At 64.9% G+C, this 20,219-nt stretch carries 16 protein-coding genes and 1 tRNA gene; 5 read left to right on the top strand and 12 right to left on the bottom strand.

What is annotated here, in order from left to right:
- Positions 1–266 precede the first annotated feature (266 nt).
- The 4 genes from EOA78_RS04210 (at position 267) to EOA78_RS04190 (ending at position 5,442) form a co-directional block, all read left to right on the top strand.
- Positions 267–1,571 carry a Xaa-Pro peptidase family protein gene (locus EOA78_RS04210; protein ID WP_127314004.1) on the top strand — a complete coding sequence of 435 codons (1,305 nt, stop codon included), beginning with the start codon at positions 267–269 and terminating at the stop codon, positions 1,569–1,571.
- Positions 1,572–1,839: 268 nt separating this feature from the next.
- Entirely contained in the window at positions 1,840–2,520 is a 681-nt protein-coding gene (locus tag EOA78_RS04200) for an isochorismatase family protein (protein ID WP_127314003.1), read from the top strand.
- Between the two features lie 34 nt (positions 2,521–2,554).
- Positions 2,555–3,541 (top strand): alpha/beta hydrolase, encoded by a 987-nt coding sequence (locus EOA78_RS04195; protein ID WP_127314002.1) that lies wholly within the window; start codon positions 2,555–2,557, stop codon positions 3,539–3,541.
- A gap of 257 nt (positions 3,542–3,798) precedes the next feature.
- Positions 3,799–5,442: an ABC transporter substrate-binding protein gene (locus tag EOA78_RS04190; RefSeq protein WP_127314001.1), complete on the top strand. Its 1,644-nt coding sequence runs from the start codon at positions 3,799–3,801 to the stop codon at positions 5,440–5,442.
- Positions 5,443–5,595: 153 nt separating this feature from the next.
- Here EOA78_RS04190 and EOA78_RS04185 read toward each other — a convergent pair whose 3' ends face one another.
- Positions 5,596–7,092: an aspartate aminotransferase family protein gene (locus tag EOA78_RS04185; protein ID WP_164783636.1), complete on the bottom strand. Its 1,497-nt coding sequence runs from the start codon at positions 7,090–7,092 to the stop codon at positions 5,596–5,598.
- 22 nt (positions 7,093–7,114) lie between these two features.
- A complete protein-coding gene (locus EOA78_RS04180; RefSeq protein ID WP_127314000.1) occupies positions 7,115–8,203 on the bottom strand; it encodes a pyridoxal-phosphate dependent enzyme in 1,089 nt (362 codons plus the stop codon).
- Positions 8,204–8,431: 228 nt separating this feature from the next.
- Between EOA78_RS04180 and EOA78_RS04175 the strand changes: the two genes are divergently transcribed.
- Positions 8,432–10,486 (top strand): BTAD domain-containing putative transcriptional regulator, encoded by a 2,055-nt coding sequence (locus EOA78_RS04175; RefSeq protein ID WP_245477388.1) that lies wholly within the window; start codon positions 8,432–8,434, stop codon positions 10,484–10,486.
- A 119-nt stretch (positions 10,487–10,605) separates the two neighbouring features.
- Here the strand turns inward: EOA78_RS04175 and EOA78_RS04170 are convergent, their stop codons facing one another.
- The 10 genes from EOA78_RS04170 to EOA78_RS04125 all read right to left on the bottom strand — a co-directional run bounded on the left by EOA78_RS04170 (position 10,606) and on the right by EOA78_RS04125 (position 20,191).
- Complete coding sequence (locus tag EOA78_RS04170; protein WP_127313999.1) at positions 10,606–10,845, bottom strand: hypothetical protein; 240 nt, start codon at positions 10,843–10,845, stop codon at positions 10,606–10,608.
- A 376-nt stretch (positions 10,846–11,221) separates the two neighbouring features.
- Positions 11,222–11,306 (bottom strand) — tRNA-Leu (locus EOA78_RS04165).
- A 66-nt stretch (positions 11,307–11,372) separates the two neighbouring features.
- Complete coding sequence (locus EOA78_RS04160; protein ID WP_065006477.1) at positions 11,373–11,993, bottom strand: 2,3-bisphosphoglycerate-dependent phosphoglycerate mutase; 621 nt, start codon at positions 11,991–11,993, stop codon at positions 11,373–11,375.
- 32 nt (positions 11,994–12,025) lie between these two features.
- The gene (dapB, locus tag EOA78_RS04155; RefSeq protein ID WP_127313998.1) at positions 12,026–12,862 is read right to left on the bottom strand and encodes a 4-hydroxy-tetrahydrodipicolinate reductase; all 837 of its coding nucleotides are present in this window, start codon (positions 12,860–12,862) and stop codon (positions 12,026–12,028) included.
- Complete coding sequence (locus EOA78_RS04150; protein ID WP_127313997.1) at positions 12,859–14,733, bottom strand: ABC transporter ATP-binding protein; 1,875 nt, start codon at positions 14,731–14,733, stop codon at positions 12,859–12,861. The genes dapB and EOA78_RS04150 overlap by 4 nt, the downstream gene beginning before the upstream one ends.
- Before the next feature lie 215 nt (positions 14,734–14,948).
- Positions 14,949–15,968, bottom strand: a complete 1,020-nt coding sequence (locus EOA78_RS04145) for a glucokinase (protein WP_127314072.1) — start codon at positions 15,966–15,968, stop codon at positions 14,949–14,951.
- 336 nt (positions 15,969–16,304) lie between these two features.
- Complete coding sequence (gene mepA / locus EOA78_RS04140) at positions 16,305–17,396, bottom strand: penicillin-insensitive murein endopeptidase (RefSeq protein WP_127313996.1); 1,092 nt, start codon at positions 17,394–17,396, stop codon at positions 16,305–16,307.
- A 59-nt stretch (positions 17,397–17,455) separates the two neighbouring features.
- The gene (locus tag EOA78_RS04135; protein ID WP_127313995.1) at positions 17,456–18,361 is read right to left on the bottom strand and encodes an SDR family oxidoreductase; all 906 of its coding nucleotides are present in this window, start codon (positions 18,359–18,361) and stop codon (positions 17,456–17,458) included.
- On the bottom strand, positions 18,358–19,518 hold the full coding sequence (gene queG / locus EOA78_RS04130) for a tRNA epoxyqueuosine(34) reductase QueG (RefSeq protein ID WP_127313994.1): 1,161 nt from the start codon (positions 19,516–19,518) through the stop codon (positions 18,358–18,360). The genes EOA78_RS04135 and queG overlap by 4 nt, the downstream gene beginning before the upstream one ends.
- A complete protein-coding gene (locus EOA78_RS04125; protein ID WP_127313993.1) occupies positions 19,499–20,191 on the bottom strand; it encodes a glutathione S-transferase family protein in 693 nt (230 codons plus the stop codon). The genes queG and EOA78_RS04125 overlap by 20 nt, the downstream gene beginning before the upstream one ends.
- Positions 20,192–20,219 lie beyond the last annotated feature (28 nt).

The following is a 20,219-nucleotide window of genomic DNA, read 5'->3' as shown; positions in this document are numbered from 1 at the left end:
AAGGGTAACGAGCGCAGTTGCGGATACAAGCGCCGTTCTGAGCCGCTGCATTCTTCGGCTGGTGTCACGGCATGGATCCCAGGGTCTGCGCCGCGTCGCTTCGCTCCTTGCTCCGCCCTGGGATGACGAAGACGTGGTGCCTGTAGCAAATCACCGAGGTTGCTGAAAGCCATCAGCGCCTGCGGCATCCGGCACAACATCTGCGGCTTCCCGCACAGCCTCTGCGCGGCGCATGGCTCATCTTCTCCACCTCCAGGAGGCACCCCATGAGCATCGTCGTTTTCGACCCCGACAGCACCGAGGACGTCGACTTCAAGGACCGCATGCGCCACCCGGCGGCGGCCGACCCGGCCGGCGGCATGTGGCTGTCCGACACCGAGCCTTCCTTCATCGACGCGGATGCGCTGCGCAAGGGGCGGCTTGGCAAGCTGCGCGCCTGGATGCGCGAGGCCGGCTATGGCGGCGTGGTGCTGTTCGATCCCTACAACCAGCGCTACGCCACCGGCTCGCGCAACATGTTCGGCTATTTCCTGCGTAACTCGACGCGCTACTTCTTCATCCCGGCATCGGGGCCGATTGTGCTGTTCGAGTACCCTCAGAGCTACCATGTCTCGATGGTGCTCGACACGATCGACGAGGCGCGGCCGTCCAAGCTGGTGTGGTCTTCGGTGTCGGGCCGCGACGACGAAACCGCAGGTCCATTCGCCGACGAAATCGCCGAACTGCTCAAGGCGCATGGCGGCGGCTCGATGAAGCTCGGCCTCGACCGCTGCGGCCATCTGCAGGCGCTGGCGCTGGAAAAGCGCGGCTGCGAGGTCAGGGATTGCCAAGGTGAGATTCTCGCCGTGCGGGCAGTGAAGACGCCGGAGGAAGTAAAATGCCTGCAGGTGTCGATGGCCGGCGCCGAGGCCGCCGTCTATGCAGTGCGTGAGGCGATCAAACCCGGCGTTTCCGAAAACGATCTGTTCGCCATCATGTATCACGAGGTGATCCGGCAAGGCGGCGAGTTCATCGAAACCCGCCTCTTGACCTCCGGCCAGCGCACCAACCCGTGGTTCAACGAAGCCAGCGGCCGCAAGATCAGGCCGGGCGAACTTTTGGCGCTGGATACCGATACGATCGGCTGTTACGGCTACTATTCGGACTTCTCGCGCACCTTCCGCTGCGGGCCGGGCAAGCCGACGGATTATCAGAAATCGCTCTATCGCATGGCCCACGACCAGGTTCAGCACAACATCTCGATCGTGAAACCCGGCATGGCGTTTCGCGAGATCGCCGAGAAGGCCTGGAAGATACCGGACCGCTTCGTCGACCAGCGCTATACGTCTGTGATGCACGGCGTCGGCATGCATGGCGAGACGCCGTTCATCGCGCATGCCATGGACTACGAGACCTATGGCCGCGACGGTTTTGTCGTGCCCGGCATGGTGGTGAGCGTCGAGAGTTATATCGGCGAGAAAGGCGGACGCGAGGGCGTCAAGCTCGAGGACGAGATCCTGGTCACCGAGACCGGCACCGAGCTACTGTCGCGCTTTCCCTATGAGGACGATTTCCTGGAGGAACAGGTTTGATCCCAGCATCCATCACTGGTCGCGGTGCGGTATCGCAAACCTTCGGGACTAGCCGCAGCGCTCATGCTTTCGTCATCTTGGGGCGGAGCAAGGAGCGCAGCGACGCGGCGCAGACCCTAGGATCCATGCCGCTACATTTCGGCTTCGAGACGGTGCAGAACTCTGTTCCGCTGCATTCTTCGCTAGAGGTAACGGCATGGATTCCAGGGTCTTCGCGACGCCGCTTCGCGGCTGCTTCGCCCTGGAATGACGAAGTTCAGGGATCCGCATGAAGAGCCCGGTCTCCATCGAACGCGGCACGGCGGCCGCGGTTTTCGTCGATCTCCAGGAGGAGCATCGGCAGGACAAGCGCTATCTGGTCGAGGGTTTTGGCGACATTCTCGCCAACGTCCAGCGCCTGCAGGCAACGGCGCGGGCCAATGATGTGCTGCTTTATCATTCGGCCTATATCGTCGATCTCACAAGGGAGGCGCGGCGGTTCCATCCAGTCGATGCGAATGGCAGGTCGGCTTTCTCCGACAAGGACGATCCGCTGACGGCGATCTGTCCGGAAGTGGCGCCGGTCGCCGGCGAGATGATGCTGGTCAAGACTGAGGCCAGCGCCTTCGGTGCGGGCCCTGCAGCCGGTCGGCTCAAGGCCAAAGGGATCGAGTGGCTGGTCGTTGCCGGCGTATGGACCGAGGCCTGCATCGACGCCACCGTCAGGGATGCGGTCTCACTCGGGTTTCGCGTGCTTTTGGTCAAAGATGCCTGCGGCAGCGGCAGCACGGCAATGCACCAGACCGCCATCCTCAACCTTGCCAACCGGCTCTACGGCGGCGCCGTCACCACCACCGACGGCGCCTGTCGATTGATGGCAGGCCAGACGGTCGATGCATGGCAGGTCCAGGGTTCGGTGCCTTTACGCTTCACCTACGAAAATGCGGCCCGGCTCTACGACGAACTCTGACGCTTCCAGGGTCCAGAAACAAGGGTCCGGAAGGATGGCCACGACTGTCGATGAGCCCGAAACAGCAAAGCGCGGAAAATACGCGACGCTGCTCGACCCGGCGCTGTGGACCTATATCGACCGGGTCAATGCATGGTATCCGCCCGGCATGGACCTGCCGGTCGACAAGCAGCGGTCGGTCTATGACGCGATGTGCCGGGCGTTCCACGCAGGCTTTCCCGCAGGTGTCGAGGCCAGCGACGGCACCGTTGCCGCCGGCAGCCATGCGATCCCGATCCGGCGCTACCAGCTCGCGGGCAAGGCGCCGCAAGCGATGGTGGTCTATTATCACGGCGGCGGCTTCGTGCTTGGCGGGCTCGACAGCCATGACGACATCTGCGCCGAGATCTGCGCCGACACCGGCTTTGCCGTGCTGTCCGCCGACTACCGGCTGGCACCCGAACATCTGCATCCGGCCGCCTTCGACGATGCGCTGGCGGTGTTCGAATGGGCGGCGGCGACAGCCGGCCTGCCGATCGTGCTGTGCGGCGAGAGCGCCGGCGGCAATCTTGCCGCTGGGGTGGCGCATGCGACGCGCCATCATCCTCGCCCCGCAATCGGCCAGGTGCTGATCTATCCCGATCTGGGCGGTCCGGAGCCAGGCGGCAAAGAGAGCGCCGGCTCCTATGTCGAGCACGCCGAGGCGCCGCTGCTGACGCTCAGCGACATCGAATTTTACAGGCAGGTCCGCTTCGGCAAGACACAGTCATCAGCCGACCCGACCTTGCTGCCGCTGCGCGACAGCGATTTCTCCGGCCTGCCGCCGACGGTCGTCGTCACCGCGCAATGCGACCCGCTGTCGTCGGACGGCGAAGCCTATCGCGACCGCATCCTTGCCGCCGGCGGTCGCGCCTGGTGGTACGAAGAGCCGCGCCTCGTGCACAGTTTCCTGCGCGCCCGCAAAACCGTGCCGCGGGCCAGCGAGGCGTTCACCCGCATCGTCGCCGCCATCGCCACGCTTGGCAAGGGCGAGTGGTTGTAGGGAGGGCGAGCGCGACGCTCGTGCCGGCCAGGGAAGCGCGAAGGCCCCTCTCCGGTTTGCTCCTGCAAACCGGAGAGGGGGCCTTCCTTCCATGCGCTGCCCATCTCTCGTGCGGAACAGCGCACAACAACTGCGGAAACCCGAACACTTCCCCACTCAAGCCCGCACTATCATTGCCCATGGCCAAAAGGCGCGCCGGCCGACCGCATCCGCCCCCGCGACGCGGTCGACCGGGCGCCGACAGGGAGGATTCGACGATGAAGTTCATGCTGACCGACAGAGCGTTGCATCCGCAGGCCGAGCCCGTCGCCGACGGCTTCAAGAAGGGCGGCATGAACCGGCGCGAGTATCTCGCCACCATGGCCGCACTTGGCGTCAGCGCCGCCGGCGCGCTGGCGCTCGGCGGCCTTGCGCCCTCCCCTGCCAGGGCGGCCGAAGAGCCGAGGCGCGGCGGCGTCCTGCGCGTCGCAATGAACGTCAAGGGCTGGAAGGATCCGCGCACCTTCGACGGCGTCGAGATGTCCAACGTCGCCCGCCAGTGCAACGAATATCTGGTGCGCTGGAATCGCGATTTCACCTTCGAGCCGTGGTTGCTCGAGAGCTGGGAGACCAGTGACGACGCGCGCGTGCTGACGCTGCATGTCCGCAAGGGCATCACCTGGTCGAACGGCGACACCTTCAACGCCGACGACGTCGTCCACAACCTGACGCGCTGGTGCGATGCGAGCGTTGCCGGCAATTCGGTCGCCGAGCGCATGGGGGCGCTGGTCGACGCCACCACCAAGAAACCCATCGACGGCGGCATCGAGCGTGTCGACGACTTTACCGTCCGGCTCAATCTGCCGAAGCCCGACATTTCGCTGATTGCCGGCATGACCGACTATCCAGCGCTGATCATGCATCGCAGCTACGCCGGCGAGGGCGATCCGCTGAAGGCGCTGGCGATCACCACTGGACCTTGCGAACTGGTGGCGTGGGATGCCGAGGTTGGCGCCGAGGTCCGCCGCAAGGACAAGCCATGGTGGAAAGGCGACTTCTGGCTCGACGGTATCCAATGGGTCGACTACGGCTCCGATCCCAATGCGATGTTCTCGGCCTTCGAATCGGGCGAGATCGACACCAACCACGAAACCGCCGCCGATACGGTTTCGCAAACCGACGCCATGGATCTGAGCAATTCGGAGCTTGCCACCGGCTCGACCATCGTCGCGCGCTTCAACGTCGGCAATCCGCCCTATGACGACATCAGAATGCGGCGTGCCGCTCAGCTCGCCGTCGACAATAGCGCGATCCTGAAGATCGGCATGGACGACAGGGGCAAGCCGGCCGAGAACCACCATGTCGGGCCGATGCATGCCGAATATGCCGATATCGGCCCGGCCGTCCGCAACGTCGACGAAGCCAAGGTCCTGCTTGCCGGGGCCGGCAAGTCAGACCACGAATTCGAGCTCATCTCCGTCGATGTCGACTGGCAGAAGAACACCGGCGACGCAATCGCCGCGCAGATGCGCGACGCTGGGCTGAAGGTCAAACGCACCGTGCTGCCGGCGGCGACGTTCTGGAACGACTGGAGCAAATATCCTTTCTCCTGCACCGAGTGGCTCGGCCGGCCGCTGGGCGTCCAGGTGCTGGCGCTGGCCTACAGATCCGGCGCCGCGTGGAACGAGACCGCCTACGCCAATCCGGAGTTCGACGCCTTGCTCGACAAGGCGCTGGCCACACCCGACGCCGGCGCCCGCAAGGAGATCATGGCCAAGATCGAACAGAATTTGCGCGACGCTGGCGTCATCATCCAGCCCTACTGGCGCTCGGTCTACCGGACCTATCGCAAAGGCGTGCATGGCTGCGAGCAGCACCAGTCGCTCGAGCAGCATTTCGAGAAGGTCTGGCTCGACGCGTGATCCTCATTGCGGGGCACAGGGTAGTCGTTTCAGGTTTGCGCTGCCCCTCACCTGCCGGCAGGCAGGTGAGGGCAGCGCCGACATCAACAGGCCTCATCCACACGAATTGGGCGCTGTGATTTGTCTGAAGCGATTGCCTTTGTTTGACGATCCTTAGCGGGCGACGCCAAGCCTTAGTATCTCCTGCCCAAGCCGCACTATTTCCCGCACCAGCAGGTCCAGGTCCTCGCGCCGGGTGCGGTGGTTGTTGATCGCTACCCTGAGGCAATGCTGGCCGTGCACCGTCGTATCCGAAAGGGCGGCGATGCCTTCCTCCTGCAGCCTCAGCATGATCTCGGTGTTGACCGCCTTCAGGGCCTCGCTGGCCAGCCCGTCGCCGCGGTAGCGAAAACAGACGATGTTGATGCTCGGTGGCGCGACGAGTTCCAGCAGCGGCTCGGCCCCGATCAGCGTGCCGAGATAATGTCCCTGCGCGATGTTCTGGTCGATCAGGCGGCCGAACTTCTCGATGCCGTGCTCCTTCAGCGCCATCCACACTTTCAGCGCGCGAAAGCCACGTGACGTCTGCAGGCCGTAATCATGCAGCCAGTGTCCGGAGGCGAGGCCGCGCGGCGTCGATTCCAGATATTCCGGCGTGACCGCGAAGGTTTTGCGATGCGCTGAAGCATCCCTCACCAGCGCGCAGCCCACCTCGAACGGCGCATGCAGCCATTTGTGCGGATCGAGCGCGACCGAATCGGCCCATTCGATACCGGCGACGCGATGAGCATTCTCTGGCGCGATGGCGATCAACGCGCCGATGCAGCCGTCGACATGGAACCAGACGTCTTCCTCATGCGCCAGCTTGGCAAGCGCCTGCAGATTGTCGATCGCTCCGGTGTTCACCGTGCCGGCATTGCCGATGATGCACGCCGGCTTGAACCCGGCCGCACGATCTGCGGTGATCGCCGCCCGCAGGGCCTCGATGTCGATCCGCAATCCCGCGTCGGTCGGGATACGGCGCAGCGCAGTGTTGCCAAGGCCGAGTGCTTCCATCGCCTTGCGGTGGCAGGAGTGAAGCTGATCCGAGCCATAGAAACGCAGCGGCTTCTCGATGGCGGCAACGCCATGCTCGCGCACGTCGATGCCCGCCTTGGTGTTGCGTGCAACTGTCAGGCCGATGATGTTGGCCATCGAGCCGCCGCTGACCAGCGTGCCGCTGGCCGATTGGGGAAAGCCCATCATCTGCTTGCACCAGTCGACGACCTGGCTGTCCATCAGCGCGGCGGCATGGTTGCCGCCGCCAAGGTTGGAGCCCTGGATCGCCGCCAGGAAATCACCGAGCGCCCCGGTGAAATTGCTCGATCCCATATACCAGGACCAGAAGCGCGGATGAATGTTGCCCATCGGATAGAGCATCACCTTGTCGGTGACCTCGCCATAGACTTGGGCGAGCGGCTGAGGAGACCGCGGCAGCGGTGCCGCGAAGAATTCCCTCACCTCCGCCGGCATGTCCTGCCACACCGGGCGTTCCCGGATATCGCGCAGATAGTCGACGGCATCGTCGACGATCCGGTGCGACAGCGCCTGCACATCGGCCCAGTCGACCGGGTCGAGCGTTTCTTCGGCAACCATACCGGCAGTGCCGGCGGCCTTCAGCATGGCGTCCATCCGCGCTGCTCCTGATGCGCAATCATTCGGCCGGGAACTGGCAGCCCGGCGTCGAACGCGACAGCGCGATCTCCTCCGCGTCCATCTCGGCTTCGATGCCGTCGAAAAGCGGCGTCGTCATGTAGCGTTCGCCGGTGTCGGGAAGCATGCACAGGATCACCGAGCCGGGTGCGGCTTTTTCCGCGATCTGGCGCGCCACCGCAAAAGTGGCTCCGCCGGAGATGCCGGTGAAAATCCCTTCCTTTTGCGCCAGCGCCCTGGCCCATTTGATGCCCTCGGGCCCGGGAACAGGCACCACCTCGTCATAGAGGCTGGCATCGACCGCCTCCTGCAACACGTTGGGAATGAAATCCGGCGTCCAGCCCTGGATCGGGTGCGGCTCGAACGCCGGATGGCTGGCGGCCGGCGCCCCGTCGGCGCCGCGCTCCTGCGCCTTGCCGCTGCCGATGAGCTGGGCGTTGGCGGGTTCGGCCAGCACGATCCGGGTTTCGGGACGCTCACGGCGCAGCACGCGCCCGACACCGACGACGGTGCCGCCGGTTCCGTAGCCGGTGACGAAGCAGTCGAGCCGCGATCCGGCGAAGTCGTTGATGATCTCTCGCGCCGTCGTCGCCTCGTGAATGGCGGCATTGGCCTTGGTCTCGAACTGGCGGGCCAGGAACCAGCCATTGGCCTCGGCGAGCTCGACCGCCTTATTGTACATGCCAAAACCCTTCTGGGCGCGCGGCGTCAGCACCACCTTGGCGCCTAGCATGCGCATCAGCTTGCGGCGCTCGATGGAGAAACTGTCGGCCATCGTCACCACCAGCGGATAACCCTTTTGCGCACAGACCATCGCCAGCCCGATCCCGGTGTTGCCGCTGGTCGCCTCGACGACGGTCTGGCCCGGCTTCAAGGCGCCGCTGCGCTCGCCCTCCTCGATGATGTTGAGCGCCAGCCGGTCCTTCACCGACGCCGCCGGATTGAAGAACTCGGCCTTCACATAGATCGTCACATGATCGGGGCCGAAATTGTTGACCCTGATCACCGGCGTATCGCCGACCGTGTCGATAATGCTGTCGAACAGGCGGCCGCGCCCCGCCGTGGTTCTGATTTTTCGTTGCTGCAACATGTCTGCTCTCCTCTTATTGTTGTCACGAGTTGTTGTCGTCACGAGCCGGTTACAAACCGGTGGCTTGGGCGGCGAGGTTTCGAGACCTTGCCGCGCTAAGGTGCCTGTGGCGGCAATGCGGCCCGGAAAGACGGCAATGCCGGCGTCCGGCGCGGAAATTCGTTGCCGGATGCACTCTATCGCTTTCGATGGTAGAACAGAGGACAACTGGCCAGCGTGGGAGCAAGCGTGGAAACACACGTGGAATCCGCTCGATCGAGTCTGGACGGCGCAACGGTCGGGCTGTCCGTGCGGCTGCTCGGACCGCTGACGGTCATCCGCGACGGCGCCACCGTGCAACTGCCGGCATCGCGCAAGTTGCGCGCGCTCTTCGCCTATCTGGCGCTTGCGCCGCATGCCGTCGGCCGCAGCCGTCTGTGCGAGCTTTTGTGGGATGTGCCGAACGATCCGAGGGGAGAGCTTCGCTGGTGCCTCAGTAAGCTCAGGGGCATTCTCGACGAACCGGATCGCCGCAGGATCGAAACGCCTGGGGACACGATCGAGCTTGATCTGAAAGGCGTTTCCGTTGACGCCGTCGACATCGCCTCGGCCGCCGCTAGAGGAATCGAGACGCTCGATCTGCAGCGGCTGCAGGCCTTGTCCGGACTATTCGTCGGCGATTTCCTCGACGGGCTGGAGATCGACCGCAGCCCGCATTTCAACAGCTGGCTGATCGCGCAACGCCGCCGCTTCAGCTCGTGGCACGCCGCCATTCTGGAACATCTCGTCAGCAAGCTCCCGGCGGATGCCGACGAAGTGTCCGCGCATCTGGAAAGGTGGGTGGAACTCGCTCCCTTCGACGGGCGCGCGCATGTGGCTCTTCTGGCAGGGCTCGCACGGCGCGGCCAGATCGCCGCCTGTGAGGAGCATCTCGCTTCTGCGGCGCAGCTGTTTGCTTCGGAAGATCTGGATTTTGGACCCGTTCGTGAGGCATGGCGGACGATCCGCAGCGAACGAACTGCTGCGACACTCCGGGCGCGACCGGCACTCGTGCCCGCGGCCCCGCAAGCGTCAATTGTGCTGCCCGATTCCGGTGTTGCTGCATCGTGCAAGGCCTCGCTCGCGATAATGCCGTTTGTGGAGGAGGCGGCTGTCGGCGATACTCGTGGCGGCCCTCGCGGTGGATTGGCTGACGGCCTCACCCACGACATCATCACCCGCTTGGCCAAGCTCAGGGATTTCTTCGTCATCGCCCGCGGCTCGGTCTTTGCGCTGGCGGAAAAAAACATCGCGCCGGAAGATGCCGGCCGGCGGCTCAACGTCGACTATGTCGCCACCGGCACCGTGCGCAGCCAGGCAGGCCCCGTCGTCGTCAGCGTCGAACTTGTCGAGGTGCGCACGGCCAGGATCGTCTGGGCCGAGACGTTCGAACGCAGGCCGGACGACATCTTTGCCGTCCTCGACGATATCGGCAACAGCATAGTCTCGTCGATCTCGGCCGAGATCGAGATGGTCGAGCGCAACCGCGCCATGCTGAAAGCGCCCAACTCGCTGAATGCCTGGGAGGCCTACCATCGCGGCCTCTGGCATATGTATCGCTTCACCCGCACGGAAAACGAACAGGCCCGGCATTTCTTCGACATGGCCCTGAAGCTGGATCCGACCTTCGCCCGTGCCTATGCCGGCCTGTCGTTCACCCATTGGCAGAACGCCTTTCAGCGCTGGGGAGACCGCGACAGGGAAAGCGCGCTCGCCTTCGAGGCGGCCGGCCAAAGTCTTCTGGTCGACGATCACAATCCGGCCGCCCACTGGGCCATGGGCCGGGCGCTGTGGCTGCGCGGCGAGCAGGACGGATCCCTGCTCGAGCTGGAACGGGCCGTCGACCTCAGCCCGAATTTTGCGCTCGGCCACTACGCGCTTTCGTTTGTACACTCGCAGTCGGGTGATCCGAACGCGGCGATCGGTTCATCCGATCACTCGCGCCATCTGAGCCCGTTCGATCCGCTGCTGTTCGGCATGCTTGGCGCCAGGGCGATGGCGCATGTCCGCCTCGGCCAGTTCGACGAGGCTGCCGAATGGGCGCTGAAGGCAGCCGCCCGTCCCAACGCCCATGCCATCATCCTGGCGATCGCCGCCCACTGCCTTGCGCTGGCGGGGCGGATCGACGAGGCGCGAAACTTTTCCGCCGCGCTGCGCAAGACGCTGCCGAACTACTGCGCCGACGATTTCATCGGCACCTTCCGCTTCGAGCCGGACGCCGAGGCCATGTTCCGGCTAGGTGCCAAGCGCATCGGCCTGGGCTGATCCAACCCAGCCCGGGCCTGCTTCAACCGGTCAAGGCCGCGATCCTCAACGGCCGACAACCGAACAAAAGCCCGGCAATCGGCCAAGAAAATCGGCCAGGAAAGCCGCGTTGATCGCAGCTATATGCCGAGCATCGTCTTGGCTTGGTTGAGGGCAGCCTCTGATCCTGCGTGATCGCCGGCGGCGTGCAATTTCTCGCCCTGGGCGCGCAGTTCCTTGACTTTGGTCTTATCGGCCTCGGCTAGCGTCGCGGTCGGTAACGCCGCGTCGATCGCGGCCATAGTGGTCGGGCATGAATTTGCAAAGGCTGTCGCAGGAACGACCGCCAGGAAAACTGCAAGCGAAATTGATCGTAACATGGACATTTCTCCCTCGCCGGAACACGCCACGTCGACGACCGGCGTAGGAATGGTACAGCTAACACCCGAATGTGCCAATCACGATGATGGCGCTTGGTTGAGGCAAGTTGCGGTCGGCCGGGCTTTTCTCGGAGCTTCTGAATCAGGCTGATCGCCACAGCCAGGCGGGCGACTGGCAACAGAAGAATGCGAAACGCGCCGGCGCATCGCCATCAGGCAGCCTTCCCGGTCAGCAGGGCCACCGTTTTTACGATCATGTCGGACGAAACAAACCCCATTGGACGCCGACGGACAACCAGACAACAAAAAAGCCCGGACAAACCGGGCTTTTTCTGAGGGGTCTCTGAACCATGTCAAACAGTTCGAAACAGCAATTTGGTGCCCAGAAGAGGACTCGAACCTCCACTCCTTGCGGAACACGGACCTGAACCGTGCGCGTCTACCAATTCCGCCATCTGGGCTGGTGCGGGCTCTTTAGGCGGGCAAGGGGTGAGTGTCAACGCGCTTTTTGAAACCCGCTCGCCGACTCAGTCCTCCAGCACTTCCTTCGAAGCCACCGTGGAATCGGCGTTGAGCTTATAGATGACCGGGACGCCGGTGCCGAGCTCCAGTCTGACGATCTCCTCGCCCGACTTGCCGTCCAGCGCCATGATCAGCGCGCGCAGCGAATTGCCGTGCGCCGCCACCAGCACGGTGCCGCCGCGCAACACATGCGGCTGCAGGTCGTGCAGATAATAGGGCCAGACGCGCGCGCCGGTGTCCTTCAGGCTTTCGCCGCCCGGCGGCGGCACGTCGTAGGAGCGGCGCCAGACATGCACCTGGTCCTCGCCCCATTTCTTGCGCGCATCGTCCTTGTTGAGGCCGGAGAGGTCGCCATAGTCGCGCTCGTTCAGCGCCTGGTCGCGAATGGTCTCGAGATCGCTCTGGCCGACCGCGTCGAGGATGTGCTGGCAGGTCTTCTGCGCCCTGATCAGCGACGACGTGAAGGCGACGTCGAATTTCATGCCGCGCGCCTTCAGCTTGGCTCCCGCCGCCTTGGCCTCGGCGTGGCCCAGCTCGGTCAGGTCGACGTCGCGCCAGCCGGTGAAAAGATTCTTCAGATTCCATTCGCTCTGGCCATGGCGTACGAGCACGAGAGTTCCCGACATTTTTGCTCCTTCAGTTTGTGGATCAGATCGTCTCAGGCGAGTCCGAGCACGTCGCGCATCGAATACAGTCCCGGCTTCCTGCCGCGCGCCCACAGTGCGGCCTTGACCGCGCCGCGGGCAAAGATCGCCCGGTCCTCGGCGTGATGGGCGAGCGTGATGCGCTCGCCGGTGCCGGCCAGCATCACGGAGTGGTCGCCGACCACCGAGCCGCCGCGCAGCGTGGCGAAGCCGATCGAGCCTGTCTTTCGCACGCCGGTATGGCCATCGCGCGACCGCACGCTGTTCCCGTCGAGGTCGATGGCGCGCCCAGTGGCGGCGGCTTCGCCGAGCAGCAGCGCGGTGCCCGAGGGTGCGTCGACCTTGTGCCGGTGATGCATTTCCAGGATCTCGATGTCGAAATCGTCGGCATCGAGCGCGCGCGCGGCCTGCTCGACCAGCACCGCCAGCAGATTGACGCCGAGGCTCATATTGCCTGACTTGACCACCGTCGCGTGGCGCGCCGCCGCCGCGATTTTGGCATTGTCGTCCGCCGAGCAGCCGGTGGTGCCGATGACATGGGCGATGCGCGCCTGCGCCGCATAGCCGGCGAATTCGACCGTCGCTGCCGGGCTCGTGAAATCGAGCACGCCGTCGGCCTTGGCGAAGGCCGGCAGCGGATCGTCGCCGATCGTCACGCCGATATTGCCGATGCCGGCAAGCTCGCCGGCATCCTTGCCGAGATGCGGCGAGCCGGCCCGCTCGATCGCGCCGGCGACGCGGGCGCCCGGGATGGTGTGGATGGCGCGGATCAGCGCCTGGCCCATCCGGCCGGCCGCGCCGACCACCACCAGGCCCATTTCATTGACGTCGTTTGTCGGCGTGCCGCTCATGAAGTTCTCCCGATCGCCTTTTTCGCGCGGATGCGTCGCACTGGAGTTTGGGCCACCGGAGTTTGGATTGGCTTGCCGTCGTCGACAAGTCCCAGCCCCTTGTTGCCCTGCACCCGGTGGAAACGGGCATAAACACTGTGCGGGTCGGCCATCAGCGCGGCATGCGTGCCTTGTTCGACCAGCCGGCCCTGTTCCAGCACGATGATGTGGTCGGCATTGACCACCGTCGACAGCCGGTGCGCGATGACGATGGTCGTGCGCCCTTGCATAACCTGGGTCAGCGCCTGCTGGACGCGCGCTTCGGCCTCGTTGTCGAGCGCCGAGGTCGCCTCGTCGAGCAGCAGGATCGGCGCCTGCCGGACGATGGCGCGGGCGATCGACAGGCGCTGGCGCTGGCCGCCCGACAGCGTCAGGCCGCCTTCGCCGACAGGGGTGTCATAGCCTAGCGGCTGCTGGCGGATGAAGCCGTCGGCCTCGGCCTGTTGTGCGGCCAGCTCGATCTCGGCGTCGCTGGCGCTCAGCCGCCCGTAGCGGATGTTGTCACGAATGGTGCCTTCGAACAGATAGGGCTGCTGCGAGACATAGGCGATGGAGCGGCGCAGCGACTGCTTGGTCACCTCTAGAATGTCCTGGCCGTCGACCTCGATGCTGCCCGCCTCGGCGTCGTGGAAACGCTGCAGAAGCGCCACCAGCGTCGACTTGCCGGCGCCCGAGGCGCCGACGATTGCCGTCATCTTGCCGGCGGCGGCAACGAAGCTGAGATCCTGCAGCACTGGTGCGTCGGCGACATAGCCGAACGACACGTTGTTGAAGCGCACCTCGCCTCTGGGGATCTTCGCTTCGGCCGCTCCGGGCGCGTCGCCTTGCTGCGGCTCGAGGTCGAGCAGCTCGTAGATCATGCGGGCATTGACCAGCGCCCGTTCCATGCCGACCTGCATGCGCGCCAGCCGCCGGGCCGGATCGTAAGCGAGCAGCAGGGCGGTGATGAAGGCAAAGACCGCGCCAGGCGGCTGGCCGCCGACGGCTGCCCGGTAGCCGGAATAGGCAATGACGCCGGCGACGGCGAAGCCGGCCAGCATTTCGGAGATCGGCGTCAATCGTTCCGAGACGCGGGCGATGCGGTTTGCCCGCTGCTCGGCACCGTCGACAAGGCCGCTGATGCGGCGCGACAGCTCGTCCTCCAGCGTAAAGGCCTTGACGATGGCGATGCCTTGCGTCGCTTCCTGCATGGCGCCGATCAGCCGCGAGTTGATCTGCACGGCTTCGCGCGTGGCGCGCCTTATTCTGCGGGTCAGGTAGACGACGGTGTAGATCAGCGGCGGCCCGATCAGCAGCGACATCAGGGACAGCATCGGATCCTGCCAGATCATGACGCCGATCAGCGCGATCAGCGATACGGCGTCGCGTGCCACGGATGTCAGCGTCATCGACAGCAGGTCGCGGATGCCGTTGACGTTCTCGTTGATCTGAGCGGCCAGCCGTCCCGAGCGCGTGTCGTTGAAGAAACCGATGCCGAGCTTCATCAGATGAGCGAAGATGCGGCGCTGGTAGCGCGCCACCAGATTGTTGCCGATTCTGGCCAGTGTCACGGCCTGGCCGTAGGTGGCCAGCCCGCGCAGCATGAAGGCGGCCAGGATTGACACGCAGATCAGCGCGATGAGATCGCCGCGCTGCTCGTAGAAGATCTGATCGACGACATCCTTCATGATCCAGGCGGTGAAGGCGGTCGTGACGGCAACCGTCACCAGGCACAGAACTGCCAGAACATAATACCAGCGATAGTCGCGGCTGTTCTCGGCGATGATGCGGCGGATCACCGCCACGATCTCGCCGGGCCGGGCTTTGGCTTGGTGATTTGGCGACTGGTTCAAGTCGGGATCGTTCCGTGATGTCGGTTCGGCTCCGCGGCCGGGCTAAAGCGCGTCGCGTTCGGCCGGCCTCATGCGACGCGCTTTAGGTTGCTGTTTTATGCATGTCGTGATCGCAAAACCGCTACACACTTTTGCGCGACATGCATTATTCGGCAATCCTCTTAGCGCCCTAGTGGCGGCTTGCCTATGGCAGGGGCCGGCAAAACTTCGTGGGGTCAGGCCCGCCAGCGCCGTCCTGCCGTCTGGACGCCGAACAGCGACGGGTTTCTGGCATAGGCGGCAAGGCCGGAAAGCGCTGCCAGCGGATGGGTGATCACATAGACGGGCATGGTGCGCATCAGCTCGCTGTGCGGCGCCTTATCCTCGAAGGCGGTGCGGAAATTGCCGGTTTTCAGCGCCGGCAGGATTTTCTGCGCAATGCCGCCGGTCAGGAAGACGCCGCCGCGGCTCATGAACACCAGCGCAAGGTCGCCGGCGGTGCGCCCGAGGCAGGTAACGAACATCGACAGCGCTTCCTCGGCCACTGGATCTGACTTGGCCAATGCCGCGGCGGTGACCTCGGCCGGCGTGGTGAAGGGGGCCGGCTTGCCGTCCGCCTTGGCGACCGCCTGATAGGCATTGACCAGGCCGCGGCCGGACAGGATCTGTTCGCCGGAGATGCGGCCGTCGAGTTTCTCGATATGAACAAAGACCTCGAAATCGCGCGGCGAGCGCGGTCCGATATCCATATGGCCGCCCTCGCCGGGCACCGGTATCCAGTGATCCAGCGCATAGACGAGCCCAGCGACGCCGAGCCCGGTCCCCGGACCGAGCACCCCCCGCCCCGAATTCGGTTCCGGCGCGTCGCCGCCGATCTTCTCCATATGCTCTTCGCCGAGCGCGACGACGGCCAGCGCCTGTGCCTCGAAATCATTGAGCACCACGACGTCGCTGACGCCGAGGCTGGCGAACATCTGTCTCGGCTTGACGATCCATGGGCAATTGGTGAGCGGGATCTCGTCGCTGTCGACCGGGCCGGCCACCGCCAGCACGGCGGAGTTGGGTCGGACCGGCGAGCGGTCGAGCACCGCCGTCTGGATCGCCTCGTCGATCGTCTTGAAATTGGCGGTCTGGACGATCTGTGGTTCGGTTGGTTCCGAGTTCGCGTCGAGCACGATCGAAAAGCGCGCATTGGTGCCGCCAATGTCGCCGATCAGGACCGGAAACTGCAGCGCTGTGTCGTCGTCGCCTGGCATGCTCTCGTCCGTCCCGGTTCCCATTGGCGTTCCGCCGTTCTTTCGTTGACTAGCCCATGACCCGGGAAAGGGAAATCGGTTTTCGATAATGAGGCGGCCAAGATTCAGAGCAAGATGGGGTCAGATGTGGCTCAGAGGGACGCGCAAGCAACCACTGGATCGCTGCACTCCTCGGCGACTGTAACGGCATGGACCCTAGGATCCATGCCGCGATCTTCGAGCGCTGCTGCGTTGAAACGGCCTGGCAGCAATTTCCCCAGCCCTTTCCGCCACCTTCACCCGCCTTCGCAGAGCAGGATGCCATAGGATCGATCGACCGCCTTTCCAAATATCGCGTCAGTTCCCCGGCCGCGGCCGCGGCAGCGGAATGCCGATCTCGGGCGTTGCCGCGAAGGCGCTGACCGAGGCTGGGAGCGCTGCCGCGCCGCTTGCGGATGCCCGCGCCGGCGACGGAGCCTTTGTGAGAACGGGTGCAGCCGCGACCGGCACGCCGTCGCCATAATAGGTGACCGCCTCCGCCGAAGCCGGATCTGGCCCGTCGAGCACGGCCTGACATGCTGCGGGCAGGCTCGCCATGGTCATCACGTCGCGCGCTTTCGGTCCATCCGGGTTCTTGTTGGGACGCCACGGTTCCTCGGTGAACCACCATGCCAGCGACTGGTCGCAGCCGTCGCCGGGCGCCGTGTTTTCCTGCGCTTTGCAATTGGGCGAGCCGGGCTGGCAGCCGATGCGAATGTGGAAGTGATAGTCGTGGCCCCAGAACGGCCTGACCTTGCGCAGCCATGCGCGGTCGCCTTTCACCGTGTCGCAGAGCTTCTTCTTGATGCCCGGATTGACCAGGATGCGCTCGACTTCCGCGTAGCTTGCCGCGCGCCTCAGGAGCCGCATATGCCCCGGAACCCAGAGCGCATCTTTCACCAGGTGGGTCTTTTCGTCGACAAGCAAGGTGGCGCTCATGTTTTCGCGCTGCTCGATCGAAAGCTTGCGGTCGGGCATCGGCGTCAGCCAGATGTCGGCGTCGAGGCCGATCTGGTGCGATGCATGGCCGCTCAGCATCGGGCCGCCGCGCGGCTGCGAAATGTCGCCGACCAACAGGCCGGGCCAGCCGTCGGCCGCGGCGTCGCGCGACAGTTTCTCGATCAGCGCGATCATTGTCGGATGGCCCCAGCGGCGGTTGCGCGAAGGCCGCATAACCTCCCATTTCGGGCCGTCCAGGGGAATGGCGACGCCGCCGGCAAAGCAGCCCTTGGAATAGAAGCCGATCGACTGCGGCGCAGCCAGGGCCGGCAGTTTTTTGGCGCCGAACAGGTTTTTTGCCAGTTCCTCGGCCGCTGCGGGTCGCGCCGCAAGCCCCGTCAGGGCCAGAACGGCGAGCGCTGCGGTCAGCAGCAGCGTTCTACCGGGTAATGATCGCTTCAACATTTTCATGAAGCAGAACCCCTCTGCGAATTAAGTCGAATCATATCACGCCCGGCGCGCGGTTTCGATCACGACCGCTTCATCGGGCTGCGCGCCTCGCCGTCGCGCCAGTTGCCGTCAGCCCACATATGGTCGAAGGCCGCCCGGTAGTCGGGAAAGCGCAAGCGATAGCCGGCCGCCTTGAGCGCTGTGTTGGCGACACGCTTGTTTTCGCCATAGAAGGACCGCGCCATGGGCGAAAGTTGGGCGGTCTCGAACGGAATCTCGGGCGGCGGTGTGACGCCCATCAGCCCCGCGGCATAGGCGACGACGTCCTGCGGCGGCGCCGGCAGGTCGTCGGTGACGTTGAAGATGCCGCCGCGATTGCCTTCGGCGAGATGCCAGAGCGCGCCGGCAATATCGTCGCAATGGATGCGGTTGAACACCTGGCCCGGCTTGACCAGCCGCCGCGCGGTGCCATTTTCCAGATTGACCAGGGCATTGCGGCCCGGCCCGTAAATGCCGGAAAGCCGCAGGATCGCCACCGGCCGGCCGATGTCCTGACCCAGTTTCAGCCAGTCCCGCTCGGCGGCGACACGCAGCATCGAGCGCTTCGACAGCGGCCGGCACTCGGCGGTCTCGTCCACCCAGCCGCCGCCATGGTCGCCGTAGACGCCGACGGTGGAGAGATAGGCGATCCATTCGAGCGCCGGCATCTCTGCCGCGATCGTCCCGCGCGCCGCATTCAGCACCGGGTCGCCGGCCTCTTCCGGCGCCACCGAGACGACGAGATGGGTTGTTTTCTTCAGCGCGTCGCCGATTTCGGGTGTCAGCGCGCCATCGAAAAGCAGCGGCTGGATTCCAGCTTGCCGCAGCGCTTCGAATTTCTCCGCTGCGCGTGTCGTCCCAAGGATTGAGCCGGCATCCTTGTTGGCTCGGGCAAATGCCTTGCCTGAATAGCCGGCGCCGAAAATAAAGATCTGCTTCTCGCTCATGCATGCGCCTCGATTTTGTCTGCCAGCGCCAGGCGCCATTCGCGTTGCACGGCCTCGTCGCCTTCTGCTTCCAGTGCAGCGGTGGCACATTTGGCAAATTCGGTCTCTGGCACAAGCCGCGACAGCGCCCATACCGCCGCGCCGCGCACCAGCGGCGAGGCATCGCCGAGCAGCGCGCGCACGGCATTGCCGAGCGAGGGTTCGCCGGAATTGCCGGCGGCGATCAGCACATTGCGGACAAAGCGGTCGCGACCGATGCGTTTGATCGGCGAACCGCTGAAGAACGACCGGAAGGCAGCGTCGTCGAGTTCCAAGAGATCGGCGAGCGGCGGTTCGCGCAAGTCCGCGCGGGCGACGAGCTTTGCCTCGGATGCCGCCCGAGCAAACTTGTTCCAGGGGCAGGCGGCCAGGCAGTCGTCGCAGCCATAGATGCGGTTGCCGATGTTTTCCCGGAACTCATGCGGGATCGGGCCTTTGTTCTCGATGGTGAGATAGGAGATGCAGCGTCGCGCATCGAGCCGGTAGGGAGCCGGAAAGGCGTCGGTCGGGCAGACGTCGAGACAGGCGCGGCACGAGCCGCAATGGTCGTCCTCGGGCGTATCGGGCGCAAGCTCGGCCGTCGTGAAGATGGTGCCGAGGAACAGCCAGGAGCCGTGCTCGCGGCTGACCAGATTGGTGTGCTTGCCTTGCCAGCCGAGGCCGGCGGCTTCCGCCAGCGGCTTTTCCATCACCGGAGCAGTATCGACGAACACTTTCACGTCGCCGCCGGCGCGCGCAACGATCTTGCCGGCGATCTCCTTCAGCCGGCCTTTCATGACGTCATGATAGTCGCGGTTCTGCGCATAGGCCGAGATCGCGCCACGGTCGCGCTTTGCAAGGATCTCGCGCGGGTCGTGGTCGGGGCCGTAGTTCATCGCCAGCACAATGATCGAGCGAACCTCAGGCCAAAGAGCCGTCGGCTCGCCGCGGCGCTCGAGCGTCTCGGCGATCCAGCCCATCGAACCATGGAAGCCGTCGGCGACGAATTCGGCAAGCCGGGCCGGCGCCAGCGGGATGGCATCGGGCGTGGTGACGGCAACGGCATCGAAACCGGCGCGCCGTGCCTCGCGGTCGATCAGCGCGCGCAGGTTTTGCGCTCTAGAAATCGAGGTCCGCATAATGTGACACCGGCGACAGGCCGCGCACCCGGTCGGACAAAAGCGGCCGGAACGATGGCCGTGATTTCACCCGTGCATACCATTCGCGCGCGGCCGCGTGTTCGCGCCAGTCGATCTCGCCGAGATAGTCGAGCACCGACAGCGCAGCCGCCGCCGCGAGGTCGGCATAGGTGACCTTGTTGCCGGCCAGCCATTGGCGTGTGCCGGCCAGCCAGTTGGTGTATTTCATGTGCTGGCGGATGTTGGCGCGGGCGGCACGGATCGCTGCCGAATCGGGCGAACCGCCGCCCGCCGTTTCCGGCATGACCGGCTTCAGCACGCGCTCGCGCACCAGATGCCGGGTCACCTCGCTATCGGCCTTGTTGAGATACCAGTCGGTCAGCCGGCGGATTTCGGCGCGCCCCATCGGGTCCTCGGCGAACAGCCGCTTGTCGCGCTTGAGCACGCCGCGCGTCTCGTCGAGATATTCGGCGATGACCATGGCGCCGACGATCGGCACGTCGCCCTCGGCAAGCAGGATCGGCAGCGTGCCGGCCGGGTTCAGCGCCAGGAATTCCTTGCGCCGCATCCATGGCTTTTCCTCGATCAGCGCCAGCTCCTCGCCATACTCGCCGAAAGCGAGGCGAACGAAGCGGCAGGTGGCGAACATCGGGTGGTGGAAAAGCGTCAGCATGGTCCCGCGATATTAGAGCGCACTGGCA

The organism is Mesorhizobium sp. M5C.F.Cr.IN.023.01.1.1, assembly GCF_003997585.1.
Lineage (GTDB): Bacteria > Pseudomonadota > Alphaproteobacteria > Rhizobiales > Rhizobiaceae > Mesorhizobium > Mesorhizobium wenxiniae.
Note: the sequence above shows the minus strand (reverse complement) of the source record. Positions and strands in the feature narration are given on the sequence as shown.

Coding starts and splice junctions, on each gene's coding strand:
- EOA78_RS04145 (WP_127314072.1), bottom strand. CDS start 15,968: ATGCCAGGCGACGACGACACAGCGCTGCAGTTTCCGGTCCTGATCGGC.
- EOA78_RS04190 (WP_127314001.1), top strand. CDS start 3,799: ATGAAGTTCATGCTGACCGACAGAGCGTTGCATCCGCAGGCCGAGCCC.
- EOA78_RS04170 (WP_127313999.1), bottom strand. CDS start 10,845: ATGTTACGATCAATTTCGCTTGCAGTTTTCCTGGCGGTCGTTCCTGCG.
- EOA78_RS04180 (WP_127314000.1), bottom strand. CDS start 8,203: ATGTTGCAGCAACGAAAAATCAGAACCACGGCGGGGCGCGGCCGCCTG.
- EOA78_RS04160 (WP_065006477.1), bottom strand. CDS start 11,993: ATGTCGGGAACTCTCGTGCTCGTACGCCATGGCCAGAGCGAATGGAAT.
- queG (WP_127313994.1), bottom strand. CDS start 19,518: ATGCGGACCTCGATTTCTAGAGCGCAAAACCTGCGCGCGCTGATCGAC.
- EOA78_RS04200 (WP_127314003.1), top strand. CDS start 1,840: ATGAAGAGCCCGGTCTCCATCGAACGCGGCACGGCGGCCGCGGTTTTC.
- EOA78_RS04210 (WP_127314004.1), top strand. CDS start 267: ATGAGCATCGTCGTTTTCGACCCCGACAGCACCGAGGACGTCGACTTC.
- dapB (WP_127313998.1), bottom strand. CDS start 12,862: ATGAGCGGCACGCCGACAAACGACGTCAATGAAATGGGCCTGGTGGTG.
- EOA78_RS04185 (WP_164783636.1), bottom strand. CDS start 7,092: ATGGACGCCATGCTGAAGGCCGCCGGCACTGCCGGTATGGTTGCCGAA.
- EOA78_RS04135 (WP_127313995.1), bottom strand. CDS start 18,361: ATGAGCGAGAAGCAGATCTTTATTTTCGGCGCCGGCTATTCAGGCAAG.
- EOA78_RS04125 (WP_127313993.1), bottom strand. CDS start 20,191: ATGCTGACGCTTTTCCACCACCCGATGTTCGCCACCTGCCGCTTCGTT.
- mepA (WP_127313996.1), bottom strand. CDS start 17,396: ATGAAAATGTTGAAGCGATCATTACCCGGTAGAACGCTGCTGCTGACC.
- EOA78_RS04195 (WP_127314002.1), top strand. CDS start 2,555: ATGGCCACGACTGTCGATGAGCCCGAAACAGCAAAGCGCGGAAAATAC.